Annotated in this window: 12 protein-coding genes; 7 read left to right on the forward strand and 5 right to left on the reverse strand. The window is 66.0% G+C overall.

Annotated features, from left to right (window positions below):
- Positions 1-103: 103 nt before the first annotated feature.
- Entirely contained in the window at positions 104-469 is a 366-nt protein-coding gene (locus QCE48_RS19645) for a hypothetical protein (protein WP_309784179.1), read from the forward strand.
- A gap of 8 nt (positions 470-477) precedes the next feature.
- Here the strand turns inward: QCE48_RS19645 and QCE48_RS19650 are convergent, their stop codons facing one another.
- On the reverse strand, positions 478-681 hold the full coding sequence (locus QCE48_RS19650) for a hypothetical protein (protein WP_309784180.1): 204 nt from the start codon (positions 679-681) through the stop codon (positions 478-480).
- Between the two features lie 180 nt (positions 682-861).
- Between QCE48_RS19650 and QCE48_RS19655 the strand changes: the two genes are divergently transcribed.
- The 3 genes from QCE48_RS19655 (at position 862) to QCE48_RS19665 (ending at position 3,685) form a co-directional block, all read left to right on the forward strand.
- Positions 862-2,424 (forward strand): diguanylate cyclase domain-containing protein, encoded by a 1,563-nt coding sequence (locus QCE48_RS19655; RefSeq protein ID WP_309784181.1) that lies wholly within the window; start codon positions 862-864, stop codon positions 2,422-2,424.
- An 88-nt stretch (positions 2,425-2,512) separates the two neighbouring features.
- Entirely contained in the window at positions 2,513-3,370 is an 858-nt protein-coding gene (locus tag QCE48_RS19660) for a DMT family transporter (RefSeq protein ID WP_309784182.1), read from the forward strand.
- A gap of 39 nt (positions 3,371-3,409) precedes the next feature.
- Positions 3,410-3,685 (forward strand): hypothetical protein, encoded by a 276-nt coding sequence (locus tag QCE48_RS19665; RefSeq protein ID WP_309784183.1) that lies wholly within the window; start codon positions 3,410-3,412, stop codon positions 3,683-3,685.
- Between the two features lie 34 nt (positions 3,686-3,719).
- On the opposite strand, the gene QCE48_RS19670 is transcribed toward QCE48_RS19665, so the two are convergent.
- Both QCE48_RS19670 and QCE48_RS19675 read right to left on the reverse strand, forming a co-directional pair.
- Entirely contained in the window at positions 3,720-4,094 is a 375-nt protein-coding gene (locus QCE48_RS19670) for a histidine kinase (protein WP_309784185.1), read from the reverse strand.
- A gap of 354 nt (positions 4,095-4,448) precedes the next feature.
- Positions 4,449-5,285 (reverse strand): alpha/beta hydrolase, encoded by an 837-nt coding sequence (locus tag QCE48_RS19675; RefSeq protein ID WP_309784186.1) that lies wholly within the window; start codon positions 5,283-5,285, stop codon positions 4,449-4,451.
- Between the two features lie 430 nt (positions 5,286-5,715).
- Here QCE48_RS19675 and QCE48_RS19680 point away from each other — a divergent pair, with 430 nt between their 5' ends.
- Positions 5,716-7,185: a circularly permuted type 2 ATP-grasp protein gene (locus tag QCE48_RS19680; RefSeq protein ID WP_309784188.1), complete on the forward strand. Its 1,470-nt coding sequence runs from the start codon at positions 5,716-5,718 to the stop codon at positions 7,183-7,185.
- 73 nt (positions 7,186-7,258) lie between these two features.
- On the forward strand, positions 7,259-8,254 hold the full coding sequence (locus tag QCE48_RS19685; RefSeq protein WP_309784190.1) for an alpha-E domain-containing protein: 996 nt from the start codon (positions 7,259-7,261) through the stop codon (positions 8,252-8,254).
- 36 nt (positions 8,255-8,290) lie between these two features.
- Here the strand turns inward: QCE48_RS19685 and QCE48_RS19690 are convergent, their stop codons facing one another.
- Entirely contained in the window at positions 8,291-9,094 is an 804-nt protein-coding gene (locus QCE48_RS19690) for a transglutaminase family protein (protein ID WP_309784192.1), read from the reverse strand.
- A gap of 64 nt (positions 9,095-9,158) precedes the next feature.
- Positions 9,159-10,349, reverse strand: coding sequence for a putative zinc-binding metallopeptidase (locus QCE48_RS19695; RefSeq protein WP_309784193.1), 1,191 nt, complete (start codon positions 10,347-10,349; stop codon positions 9,159-9,161).
- 201 nt (positions 10,350-10,550) lie between these two features.
- On the opposite strand from QCE48_RS19695, the gene QCE48_RS19700 reads away from it, so the two are divergent.
- Positions 10,551-14,030, forward strand: coding sequence for a transglutaminase family protein (locus QCE48_RS19700; RefSeq protein ID WP_309784195.1), 3,480 nt, complete (start codon positions 10,551-10,553; stop codon positions 14,028-14,030).
- The last annotated feature ends 25 nt before the right edge of the window (positions 14,031-14,055 follow it).

Genomic DNA, 14,055 nt, shown 5'->3' on the forward strand with positions numbered 1-14,055 from the left:
TTCATTCGTCTGGGTTTTTTGATGCGGTGTTGTCGGCAGACGACGGGCGCGGCCAGACGCTGGGCTAAGATCCGTAGACCTCATCAGTGAGCGAGGGTCGCACGTGCCGACGGACATCGACGAAATAGAAGCCTGGACGCTGCAACGGGTCATCTCGACGGCGACCGCGCTCGCCGACTCGGGCCAGTATCACGATTTCACCGACATCGACTATGCGCTGCGTTTCGAGCACGGCTGGATTCAGGCGCGCGCACTGATCGATGAAGCCGCGATGCGGATGCTGCTGAATCAGCGGTGTGCGAAGGCGCGGGAGGCGGGGGTGACGGTCGGGATGCCGGAGCCGGCAGAGCCGGAAGCATCTGCGGGCGTCGCGACGCCCCAACCGGCGCAGCGAATCAAGCCTTCCCTCATTCACCGATTGTTCGGTTTTCGCGCCCGGTTTACCCGACCGGTCGGCGCGGCGGGCTAGGCGAGCCCCTAAAACAACTGCCCCTCGAGCGGCACCAGATTCACCCACTTCACGGCGGTCTTCCGTTCGACGCCGTCGGCGTGAATCGAGCGGATCATCACGCGTTGTCCGCGTGCTTCGCCGAGCACTTCCGCGATGCGGTCCTGATAACGCACGAGCGCCCCGCGCGGCGGCTTGGGCCGCACGCGGGCGCGTCGGGGTGAAACTGGCATGGCGATGACCGGAAATTGGAACGCGGCCATTATGCACAAGCGCGGCGCACGCTTCCATACGGCGCGCCGCACAAACGGCAAGATTCGTCCGCATTCAAGAACTGCGCGACTCCGCCGTAAACACGAATAGCGGCGGCTCCGGTGCGGCCAGCAGACTCCTCGTCCCTATACGGCCACCGCATGCCAGCCCACGCATCCCTCACCGATTCCATTCTGGCGACGCCGCCCACCGAGGATGGCGACATCACGCCCGCGATCCGCGCTTCGCTCCTTTCGACCGTGCTCGTAGACAATCGGCCGCTGCTTCTGTCCGGCACCGCCGCGGTGTTCGTCGCGCTGACCGCCGTGCTGCGTCTGCACGAGCGCTGGGCGTTCCTCTGGCTCGTTCTCGACATCAGCCTGCTCGCCGCGCGTCTCGCCGTCGTGCAGCTTTATCGCGCGAAAAGCCGCTCCGCGCCGCTTCATCCCGGGCCGTGGGCCGCGCGCTACGTACCGTTTGGCCTCGCTGCCTGCCTGCTGCTCGGCCTCGGCGCGATGGCGTGCGTGATTTCGCGCGATGCCGTCCTCGCCACGCTCGCCATCATGGTGACGGCGGGCATCCTGGGCGGCGTCGCGTCGCGCAACGCCGCGCTGCCGCGCCTCGCGATCGCGCAGATCTGCATGGGCGCCGTGCCGATCGGTATCGGCGCCGCCTTCGCCGCCGATACCGCCTACTGGATTCTCATTCCGCCGCTCTTCCTGTATGTCGGCGCGATGGTGTCGGTCGTGCGCCGCCACTATCGCGCGCTCGTCGGGCTGATGACGGCGGAACAGCGGCACGCCGAACTCGCCGCCCGCTTCGACGCCGCGCTCGCTCACATGCCGCACGGCCTGTGCACGATCGACGAAGCCGGCAAGGTCGTCATCGCGAATCGCAAGGCGGCGGAACTCTTCGGCGCGACGGTCGAGAAATTGCGGCTGAACGTGCCGCTGCCGGAATTCATCGGCTACGTGGGACTCGCGAAGTTCGGCGAAACCTTGCGCCACGAACTCGTGCGGCGTTGCGCCGAATGGCTGCGCGAGGAGCGCGCGCCGCTCGATCTTAAGCTCGCGGACGGCCGTCAGCTCGAAATGACGCGCAATCCGGTGCCCGACGGCAGCGAGGTCGTCATCATCGAGGACGTCACGGAACGCCGGAAGTCGGAAGCGAAAATCCTGCACTGGGCGCATCACGATTCGCTCACCGGCCTGCCGAACCGCCGCTATCTGGGCGATCACGCGAAGCGGCTGCTGTCGGCTTCGGCGAGCGTGCGGGGACAGCGCGTCGCCGTCATGTACGTCGATCTCGACGGCTTCAGGCACGTCAACGACACGCTCGGCCACAACGCCGGCGACGAAGTGCTGAAGCAGGTCGCGGACCGTCTGCGCAACGTGATGCGGCGTGGCGAACTGGTCGCGCGTCTCGGCGGCGACGAGTTCGCCGTCGTCGCGTCGCAGACGGGCACGTCCGCGAGCGCCGTGCTCGCGCGGCGCATCATTCAGGAACTGTCGGCGCCGTATCCGCTGACGTCGGGCGGACGTGCGCTGGTGGGCGCGAGCATCGGCATTGCGATCGCGGGCGCCGGCGAATCGTTCGACGACGTCCTGAAACACGCAGACAACGCGCTCTACGAAGCCAAGTCGGCGGGCAAGGGCATGATCCGCTTCTGGGAACACGCGCGGGACCCGCAAGCCACGCCGGCGATGAGCGCGAGCGAGCCGTGAACGCGTCCTGCCGCTGATCCGGTGCGCCGCCGCTTTCCGTCGAAGCGGATAGGATGAGCCGTTTCCCGGCGGAGGATCGGACGTGGGCGTGACATTCGGCCTCCTGGCCGCTTTTTTCTGGGGCATTACGGATTTTCTCGCGGGCATGTCGGCGCGCAGGATCGGCGTGCGGCGGGCGGTGTTCGTGTCGCTGAGTTTCGGGCTCGTCGTCGTCGGGACGGTGTTTCTCTCGATGCCCGCCGCGCGCAGCCAGGCCTTCGACGCGCCCGCGAGCGGCTGGGCGGGCGCGGTCGCGGCGGCGGTCTGCACGCTGTTCGGCTCGCTCACGCTTTCGAAAGGGCTCTCGACCGGCAAGGCCGCGATCGTCGCGCCGATCGCCATGAGCTACGGCGCCGTCACCACGCTCCTCTCCGTGCTGAGCGGCGAGCGCCTGAGCGCGCTGGGCGTCGCGGGCATCCTGATCTGCATCGGCGGCGTGCCGCTGACCGCGCTCACGCGCGAGGCGCCGGCCGTGCGGCATGGCGCGCAGACGTCCCCGGTCTTCTTTGCGATACTGGCCGCTTTGCTGTACGGCGTCGGTTTTTTCGTTCAGGGACGCTACGCGCTGCCGACGCTCGGCACCACGGCGACGCTCCTTGTCGGCTACGCGTTCGGCGTGGCGAGCCTCGCGCTGCTCCTGACGCTGTCACGCGGCGAAAGCTGGCGCGCGCCGCCCGCGTCCGCGTGGCCGCTCTTGCTCGCGCAATCGACAGCCAGTCTTGCCGCGCTCGGCAGCTTCGCCATCGGGGCGTCGACGGGGGCGGTCGCGATCGTCACCGTGCTGAGCACGCTGTCGGGCGGCGTCACCGCGTTGCTCGGCCTGACCCTGCGCGCGGAGCGGCTGACCGCGCTCCAGTGGACCGGCGTGGCCGCGGTGATCGCCGGCGCGGTCGTGCTGCGGCTCTGAACGCGCGTTTAACGCTATTGCATCGGATCAGGGAGAGTCATGCGGAAGAAAAACGGCGGATTCGCGGTCGTGGCAGTACTCGTCGGCGTCGCGGTGGCGGCAACGCTCCTCATCGCCGGCATCGGACGGTCGTCGAAACATGCGCAGAACGAGGCGCCGGGTTTTGAACGCACGGCCGCGGGCGCCGTCGCGGCCAGCGACGCATCGCAGGCACACGCAGACGGCCAAACGGGTTTCGCGCTGACGCCGCAGCCGCAGGCGGCGTCGAACGAAGCGGCGAGCGTCGCCCAGCGCAACGCGCGCGCTTCGGATTGAACGCGACGGCGCCCGCGTACCGGCGCCATCGCCGTTACCGCGCGGAGCCCGGCCCCGGCGCGAAGAACTCTTCGAGCAGATCGGTCATTTGCCAGACGGCGCACGGCCGCCGGCAATGGCCGTCGTAACCTGCTTCCTTCAATAGATGCACCGGTTCCTCGGGCAAGAAGCTGCTCATCGCGATGATGACGCCGCTCCGGTCGCCGTTGAGCACGCGCAGTTCGCGCACCAGCGCGTAGTTGCCGCATCCGCCGATGCGCGTATCGAGAAAGGTGACCTGCGGCTTCCAGGATCGAACGATCGTGCGCACGGACGTGACGTCGAGCGCGAAGTCCGTCGAGAAGCCTTTCAGGGCGAACAGCGAACTGAGCGATTCGCCGAGCGCCTTGTCGGCATTGGCGAGGAGCACTCGCCGCGAGTTCGCCGGAACCCGTGTCTGCTTGCGATTCCATAATGCATATCGTGCCAAGCTCGGTTCGGACGCGCGATTGTTCACGTTGATCCTCGTCGGGTCGGATTGGCGGGTCGGCCCCGGTCCAGAGACGGTCCGCGTGCATCGGCCTGGCAAGACGATGCCCCGCAATGGCGTGCGCGTGCACCATGCGAGGGCGTCGTTCGTGCGGCGAAACGGCGTGGGTCCGTACTGTTTGGTTAAGACCGGGACTGGCGAATCATACCGGCGGATCGAATGCAGTATCCGGGCCAGTGCGCGCGTGCGGCGGCGAGGAGTTGCCCCGATTGCGCGCCGGGGTCCTCAACGCACTTACTGAAGGAACCCGAGCAACTCGCCGACGATCGCTTCCGGCGCGTCCTCCTGCATCAGATGACCCGAGCCTTTCACGCGCGTCAGACGCGCGCCGGGGATCATCTTCGATAGCGCCTCGCCCCGTTCGACCGGAATCCACTGATCTTCTTCGCCCCACAGGATCGAGACGGGACAGCGCAAGTCGCCGTAGCGCGGCTCGACTTCGTCGGTGTAACGCTGATCCATCTGCGCGATCTGGCGGTAGAACGCCGCCTGACCCGTTTCGCCCGTCCACGGCGCGGCGTGGATGCGCAAGGTATCGGCGTCGAGATTCCGATGCACGGCGCCTTGCAGGTAAGCGTCGAGCATCGCCGCGTGGATATAGGCGGGCACGCCCGCGAACGCGGCTTCGTGCGCGCGGACGTGCCGGACGAACGGCGAACCCCACGGCGCCACCGCGACTGGATCGACGAGCAGCAGCGACCGGTATTCGCAGCCGTTCAGCAGCGCGGCCCGAAGCGACGTCGCGCCGCCGAAGTCGTGAGCGACGACATCGGGCCTGCCGAGCTGCCAGTGCTTCAGCAACGCAGCGAGCAAGCGGTTCTGCACGCCGAGCGACACGTCCTGTCCCGCGCGCTGTTCGGACGCGCCGTAGCCGAGCAGATCGAAGCAGAACACCTGCCGCACGCGGGCGGCGATCGGCGCGATGCGTCGCCAGACCTGCGACGAGAACGGCGTGCCGTGGACGAAGACGAGCGGCTCGCCCGTGCCGATCACGCCGTAGCGCACCGACTGGCCTTCGAAATCGAAGGAATGCGGGAGTGGCAGCGCGCCTGAGAATGCCGGTTGCGTCATGGATCGCCTCTGAAGTCTGTCGACCAAGAACGCCAAGGATAAGCGACGCCGCAAAACCCCTAACTGTGCGATCGAGCGTAAACCGCGCCCCGCGTTGGTGCGCAGGCGCCAAAACGTGTCGCTCGACGCGCCATCGAATCGGGCACGACACGCCTTCCTTTCATGCCGCGCAACGTTGGCGTGTTTGTTGCTTTAACCGTCTCGTTCACTTTTGCGCGGCCGCGATGGAGTTGCAGGCGTTATGCATCGCACGTTCGCGCTCGCCGCGTGAAGAGACAATGTCCGCACCGCGCGCCGGTGCGGCCGGCGTTCGACTGTCTTGCGACTGTCGCGAACCGCAAGCGACGAACGCCGTGCGAAGGCCGTGCGAAAGCATGCACAGATAAGCCGGGACCGAGCCCGGCACGCACTTCACATGGAAGACCGGTTTATGACGCAAGCTTTCTTCAACGAAATGTTCGAACGCTCCGACCTCCAGGCGGCAGGCGTTCCGGCGGCGGCGTTTCGTGGCGCGGGCGATCCGCGCAGGCATTACCTGGAATTCATGAACTGGTTGAACACGCAGAGCGAGCAGCAGATTCACCTGAAGCGCGCGGAGGCGGACCTGAACTTCAGGCGCGTCGGCATCACGTTCGCGGTGTATGGCAAGGACGAACTGGGCGTCGATGCCGAGCGCACCATTCCCTTCGACGTGATTCCGCGCATCTTCCCCGCGACGGAATGGAAGGCGCTGGAGCGCGGCCTGCGCCAGCGCGTGAATGCGCTCAACCGCTTCATCCACGACGTCTATCACGATCAGGACATCATCAAGGCCGGCATCATCCCGGAAGAGCAGATCCTGAACAACGCGCAGTATCGGCCGGAGATGAAGGGCGTCTCCGTCGTGCGCAACATCTATGCGCATATCGCGGGCATCGACATCGTGCGCGCCGGGCAGGGCGAGTTCTACGTGCTCGAAGACAACCTGCGCGTGCCGTCCGGCGTGTCGTACATGCTGGAGAACCGCAAGATGATGATGCGGCTCTTCCCCGACCTCTTCGCGCGCAATCGCGTCGCGCCGGTCGCGCACTACCCGGACCTGCTGCTCGATACGTTGCGCGCCGCCGCGCCCGCGGGCGTCGACAATCCCGGCATCGTCGTGCTGACGCCAGGGATGTACAACTCCGCGTACTTCGAGCACGCGTTTCTCGCGCAGCAGATGGGCGTCGAACTCGTGCAGGGGCAGGACCTCTTCGTCGAGAACGATCACGTCTACATGCGCACGACGCAAGGGCCGCAGCGCGTGGACGTGATCTACCGGCGCCTCGACGACGACTTCCTCGATCCGGACGTGTTCCGCGCCGATTCGACGCTCGGCGTGGCGGGGCTGATCTCGGCGTACCGCGCGGGCAACGTGTCGCTGTGCAACGCGGTGGGAACGGGCATCGCCGACGACAAGTCGATCTATCCCTACGTGCCCGACATGGTGCGCTTCTATCTGGGCGAGGAACCGATCCTCAACAACGTGCCGACCTGGATGTGCCGCAAGCGCGACGATCTCGAACACGTGCTCGCGAACCTGAAGGATCTGGTCGTCAAGGAAACGCACGGGGCGGGCGGCTACGGCATGCTGGTCGGGCCGGCGTCGACGACGGCGGAGATCGAGGCGTTTCGCGCCGTGCTGGAGGCGAACCCGGACAAGTACATCGCCCAGCCGACGCTCGCGCTCTCGACCTGCCCGACTTACGTGGACGCCGGCATCGCACCGCGCCATATCGACTTGCGGCCGTTCGTGCTGTCGGGCAACGAGGTGCGCATGGTTCCGGGCGGACTCACACGCGTGGCGCTGCGCGAGGGCTCGCTCGTGGTGAATTCGTCGCAGGGCGGCGGCACCAAGGACACGTGGGTACTCGAGCGCTGATGGAAAGCCACGATCGCTCACGACATTCGTCGCCACTTTCAACAAGAGTCGAACAAGAGGACCGGGAGCACCCATGCTGAGCCGTACCGCGGATCATCTCTTCTGGATGGCGCGCTATATCGAGCGCGCCGAAAACACAGCCCGGATGCTCGACGCGAATTACCAGTTGTCGCTTCTGCCGCAGTCCGACGAATACGCCGAACTCGGCTGGCGCGCGATGCTGTCGATTTCCGAACTCTCCGGCGTCTATGCCGCCGGGCATCAGGGCATGAAAAGCCGCGACGTGATCGACTTCATGGTTCGCGACCTGTCGAATCCGTCGTCGATCCTGAGCTGCCTGCGCGCGGCGCGCGAGAACGCGCGGGCGGTGCGCAGTTCGACCAACAGCGAACTGTGGGAAAGCCTCAACACGACATGGCTCGACGCGCAGCGTCTGGTCGCGGACGGCATTCTGGAGCGCGATCCCTACGAGTTTCTCGAATGGGTCAAGTTCCGCTCGCATTTGTCGCGCGGCGTGCAGCTGGGGACGCTCGTGAAGGACGACGCGTTCTGGTTCATGCGGCTTGGCACCTTCATCGAACGTGCCGACAACACCGCGCGCATCCTCGACGTGAAGTTCGAGATGATGGAGCAGCGCGCGGATACGTCGGCGCAACCGTTCGACTATTACCACTGGACCGCGGTGCTGCGCTCGGTGTCGGGCTTCGAGGTGTATCGCAAGGTGTATCGCGATGTCGTTACGCCGGAGCGCGTCGCGGGTCTGTTGATCTTGTACGGCGACTGGCCGCGCTCGCTCGCGGCGAGCATCGCGGAAGTGCAGCATCTGATCGGCAAGGTGATGAACGGGCGCAGCAGCGAGACGGCGCGGATGGCGACGCAACTGTGCGAGGAACTGAAGAACGCGCGCATCCAGGACATCTTGCAGGGCGGCCTGCACGCGTATCTGGTGAGCTTCCTTGCGCGCGTCAACGACCTCGCGAGCCATGTGAGCCAGGACTTCCTCTTGCCGCTCGCGCCGGAACCGAATGAGCCGCCGCCGAGCAGCCAGAGCCAGACGCAAACGGCATGAGCGGGAGGTGCCCTTGCCGCGTGCGTCCGGCGTGCTTTACTCCGGCTCGCAGACGACGAAGAACTTGCTGAGGATCGTCGGCCCGAAGGTGTTGCTGATGGCGACGTCGGCGGCATCCCGGCCGCGCGCCATCAGAATGCGCCCGGTGCGCGGCGCGTTGTTGCGCGGATCGAAGGTGTGCCACGTATTGCCGAGATACGCTTCGAACCACGCGCAGAAGTCCATCGGCGCGTAGGGCGGCGGCAGGTTGACGTCGCTGATGTAGCCCGTGCAGTAGCGCGCCGGGATGTTCATCGTGCGGCACAGCGCGACGGCCAGATGCGCGTAGTCGCGACATACGCCCGCGCCGTCCTGCCAGGTTTCCCAGGCGGTTTTGGTCGGGCGCGCGCAGTTGTAGTCGAAGCGGATATGGTTGTGCACGAAGTCGCAGATCGCCTGCACGCGGTCGCGGCCGAGCGGCGTGTGGCCGAAGCGCTGCCACGCGACCTCGGAGAGCAGATCGGTTTCGCAATAGCGGCTGCCGAGCAGGTACACCATGCATTCGTCGGGCAGTTCCTCGATCGCATGCTGATAGCCGTTCGTTTCGGGTATCTCGTGAGTCGGCGGGACCTCGAAGACGCCGCGCGCCGACAGCGTCAGCCTGCCCGGCGGCGCGGTCAGCCGCGTGCAGAGATTGCCGAACGAATCGCGGTACTGACGCAGCGGCACGAGCGGATCGGTATAGATGTGATCCGGCACGAGCATGTCCTGAGCGCGCGAGTAATGAGTGTTCAGCATCAGCAACATCGGTGTTGGCTGCGCGCACTCATACATCAGGTCGTAACCAACGCGGAGTCTCATCGGAGGTCCTTTCTCGGTGATGCAGCAATGGAGCGGCGAAGGGTAGGGCGGGCCGCACCCGTTATCAAGCAACTGCCGTTCCATCCGAGGGCGCGGGCGCGTTCTTGCCATCCGGCGCGGTTGTCGCGGGTTTCGGGGGTGTTGCCTCCGCGCCGGAAGGCTCGGATTCGCTGATCTGGTTCGGCATGGGTTCCTGCTTCGAATCCGCGCTCGCGATCACCCGGTGGACGAAGCGCAGCTTGTCGATCACCTTCGGCGCGAGCGTGAACGGATAGGCATCCGCGAGGCCGAGACTGCGGTTCAGGCTGTTGAGCGCATAGGTCAGGGGAAACCAGCGCTTCATCAGGTTATCGAAGCTTTCGCTTTCGATCGGCGAGCTGTCGGTGAGGGTCGGTTCGTTCTTGTCGTCGGGCTTGAGTTCGAGGCCGCAGTTAGCCGCGGTGTCGATCGTGTCGACGATGTGCAGGTAGTGCGCCCACGTTTCGGCCCAGTCCTCCCAGGGATGCGTGGTCGCATAGGCGCTCACGTACGACGCGTCCCAGTCGGCGGGCGGGCCTTCTTCATAGTGCGCCTGGAGCGCGGCCTGATAGTCGGTGCGCTCGTCGCCGAAGAGCGCGCGAAACGGCTCTTCCCATTTCGAACCGGTCACGAGCCGGTCGAAATAGTAATGGCCGATTTCATGGCGGAAATGCCCCAGCAAGGTGCGATAAGGCTCGCCCATCTCCATGCGGGTCTTCTCGCGATGCGCGTCGTCCGCTTCGGCGATGTTCATCGTGATGAGGCCGTTGTCGTGGCCGGTCAGGACTTTCTCGCCGACGCCGCCGTCTTCGAGGAACTCGAACTGCAGGCCGCCCCCGGGATTCTCCTTGCGCGATTCGACGTGCAGCCCGAGGGCGCCGAGCGCATAGAGCAGGCGACGCTTGGCGGTTTCGAGCCGATACCAGTAGACGCGGTTCTCCGGAACCGTGAGGTTCGGAATGGTGTGCGTGAGGCTGCAGGCGGGACACAGCACGTCGGGCGAGTCGGCGGGCAGCATCCAGTTGCAGACGTTTTCCAGTGCGTAGTTGTTGCACTGCTTGTACAGCGCGCCGTTCGCGGATGCATGCAGGTTGCGCCACGTGCCTTCATCGGCGGGTTCGAACGCGCAGACTTCCGCGAGCGCGGGAACGTAGCCGAGCAGCGCGGCGCAGGACTCGCATTTCACGTTCTCGAAGAAGACGTGCTGTTGGCATCGGTCGCAATGAAACGTTTTCATGATAGACAGTCAGGTGGGTGCGGGACTATCGGAAGCAGGGAGCAAGCGACGTGCCGCGATTCACACACGAAAGAGCGGCGGGGCGTCCCGGCCATGCGACTTTGTTCAATCGGTAAATTGTCTGCCGCATGATGCGACGTACAATCCGCGAGGTCGGTAACGTCCTCGTTGCAGATCATCTCATTCGAAGAGGAGCCAGGTGTGTCAATCCGCGTCGCGCTGAACCACATCACGCACTACCGCTACGACCGCCTTGTCGCGCTCGGCCCGCAAGTCTTGCGGCTGCGGCCCGCGCCTCACACCCGCACGCCGGTGATCGCGTATTCGATGCGGGTCGAGCCGGCCGATCACTTCGTCAACTGGCAGCAGGACGCGTTCGCCAACTATCAGGCGCGCCTCGTCTTCCCGGAGAAGACGCGCGAGTTCAAGGTCACGGTCGATCTGGTCGTCGAAATGGCGGTGTACAACCCGTTCGACTTCTTCCTCGAACCGAGCGCCGAGGAATTCCCGTTCAAGTACGAGCCGCACGTCGCGACCGAACTCGCGCCGTATCTCGTGAAGAGTGAGCTGACGCCGCGCCTCAAGCAGTTCGTCGAGAGCATCGATACGACGCCGACCGGCACGACCAATTTCCTCGTCGCGCTGAACCAGCGCCTGCAAAGCGAGATCGCGTACATCATCCGCATGGAGCCCGGCGTGCAGACGCCCGAGGAGACGCTCGAAAAAGCGCTCGGCTCCTGCCGCGACACGAGCTGGCTGCTCGTCCAGACGCTGCGGCATCTCGGGCTCGCCGCGCGCTTCGTCTCCGGCTACCTGATCCAGCTTACGCCGGACCAGCGCTCGCTCGATGGCCCAAGCGGCACCGAAGTCGATTTCACCGACCTGCACGCATGGTGCGAGGTCTATCTGCCGGGCGCGGGCTGGATCGGTTTCGATCCGACGTCCGGCCTGCTCGCGGGCGAGGGGCACATTCCCGTCGCGTGCACGCCGGAGCCGGGCAGCGCCGCGCCGATCTCGGGCGCCGTCGACAAGAGCGAGGTCGAGTTCGAGCATCTGATGTCGATCGAGCGCGTGCTGGAAACGCCGCGCGTCACGAAGCCGTACACCGAGGAAGTCTGGTCCGACGTGCTCGCGATGGGCGCGCAGGTGGATCGGCGTCTCACCGACATGGACGTGCGTCTGACGATGGGCGGCGAACCGACCTTCGTCGCCGTGCGCGACCGCGACGCCGCCGAATGGAACACCGACGCGCTCGGGCCGACCAAGCGCGGCTATGCCGTCGGCTTAATGGACAAGCTACGCGCGCGTTATGGCGTCGGCGGCTTCGTGCATATCGGGCAGGGCAAGTGGTATCCGGGCGAGCAGCTGCCGCGCTGGGCGATGTCGCTCTACTGGCGCGCGGACGGCCAGCCGGTCTGGTCCGACCCGACGCTCTTCGCCGACGAACGCGAACCCGGCGCTTATACCGCGGAAGACGCGCATCGCTTCATCCTGCATCTGACGAACAAGCTCGCGCTCGACACGAAACACGTCCAGGCCGGCTACGAGGACACGTTCTACTACCTGTGGCGCGAGCGCAAGCTGCCGGTCAACGTCGATCCGTTCGAATCCGAACTCGACGACGAACTGGAGCGCGTGCGTCTGCGGCGCGTATTCGACGCCGGTCTCGCGCGCGTGACGGGCTACGTGTTGCCGATCACGCGCGAACGCGACATCCCGATGCAGCCGCCGCATTGGGTCAGCGGCCCGTGGTTCTTCCGCGACGACCGCATGTATCTGATTCCCGGCGATTCGCCGATGGGTTATCGGCTGCCGCTCGACTCGCTGCCGTGGGTGAGCGCGGGCGATTATCCGTATCAGCATCCGGTCGATCCGTTCGGGCAGCAGGCGCCGTTGCGATCGGCGACGGAATTGCGCATGCAGTACGGCGGCGGAACGCTCGCGGCCGGCGTGCCGGGCGCGGTCGAGACGGCGGGCTGGGCAGGCGTCGGCGGTCTGGGCGCCGGAAGCGGGACGGGAACAGGCACGGGAACGGCGGCGACGCCGGCCGCAGCAGTCTCGCGCGAGCCCGCGCGGGGCGAATCCGCTTCATGGATTCGCCGCACGGCGCTGTGCGTCGAGGCGCGCAATCCGGCGCGGGCGGCGGGACCGAAGGTCGAAGCCGAATCGTTCGGCAGCGGCCACAGCCTGTTGCACGTGTTCATGCCGCCGCTCACCGAAATCGACGACTATCTGGATCTCCTCGCCGCCGTCGAAGCGACGGCCGCCGATCTCCGGATGAAGGTGATCATCGAAGGCTATCCGCCGCCGCGCGACCAGCGCCTGAAGCTGCTTCAGGTGACGCCGGACCCGGGCGTGATCGAAGTGAACATTCATCCGGCCGCGAACTGGGACGAACTCGTCGACCATACCGAATACCTGTATCAGTCGGCGCACGAGACGTATCTCAGCACCGAGAAGTTCATGACCGACGGCCGCCACACGGGCACCGGCGGCGGAAACCACTTCGTGCTCGGCGGCGCGACGCCCGCCGACAGCCCGTTCCTGCGGCGCCCGGACCTGCTTGCGAGCCTGATCGCGTACTTCATCAATCATCCGTCGCTGTCGTATCTGTTCTCCGGGCTCTTTCTCGGACCGACGAGCCAGGCGCCGCGCGTCGACGAAGCGCGCAACGACCAGCTTTACGAACTGGAGATCGCGTTCAACGAACTGCAGCGGCAACTCGACCTGCTCGGCGGCCGTGACAGCGCGAAACTGCCGCCGTGGCTCGTCGACCGCACGCTGCGCAACTTGCTGATCGACGTGACGGGCAACACGCACCGCGCCGAGTTCTGCATCGACAAGCTGTATTCGCCCGATGGCCCGACCGGCCGCCTGGGTCTCCTGGAACTGCGCGGTTTCGAAATGCCGCCGCACGCGCGCATGAGTCTCGTGCAGCAACTGCTGCTGCGCGCGCTCGTCGCGCGCTTCTGGGAGAAGCCTTACACGACGCGTCTCACGCGCTGGGGGACGGAGCTGCATGACCGCTTCATGCTCGGCTCGTTCATCCGGATGGATTTCGAGGACGTGATCGCCGACATCAACGCGTCCGGTTTCGCGTTCGACGCCGCGTGGTTCGCGCCGCACTTCGAATTCCGCTTCCCGCTGGTCGGGACGGTCCAGTCGAGCGGCATCGAACTGACGGTGCGCAACGCGCTCGAACCGTGGCACGTGATGGGCGAGGAAGGCGCGCCGGGCGGGACGGTGCGTTACGTGGATTCGTCGGTGGAGCGGCTCGAAGTGCATGTGCTCGGTTTGAACAGCAACCGGCACGTGGTGACGGTCAACGGCGTGCCGCTGCCCTTGCAGCCGACAGGCCGCGCGAGCGAACACGTCGCGGGCGTGCGCTTCAGGGCGTGGCAGCAGTCGTCGGCGCTGCATCCGTCGATCGGCGTCGATGCCCCGCTCACCTTCGATGTGATCGACACATGGAACAAGCGTTCGATCGGCGGATGCCGTTATCATGTGTCGCATCCGGGCGGCCGCAACTACGGCACGTTTCCGGTCAACGCCTACGAGGCGGAAAGCCGGCGGCGCGCGCGCTTCTTCAAGAGCGGCCACACGCCGGGACGCGTGAACGTGGGCGAACCGCAGCGCAGCTTCGAATTCCCGTTCACGCTCGACTTGCGCCGCTGGCGGTGAAATTGCCGCCTGTGATCGATTACTA

The sequence above is a fragment of the Caballeronia sp. LZ024 genome, assembly GCF_031451455.1.
Lineage (GTDB): Bacteria > Pseudomonadota > Gammaproteobacteria > Burkholderiales > Burkholderiaceae > Caballeronia > Caballeronia telluris.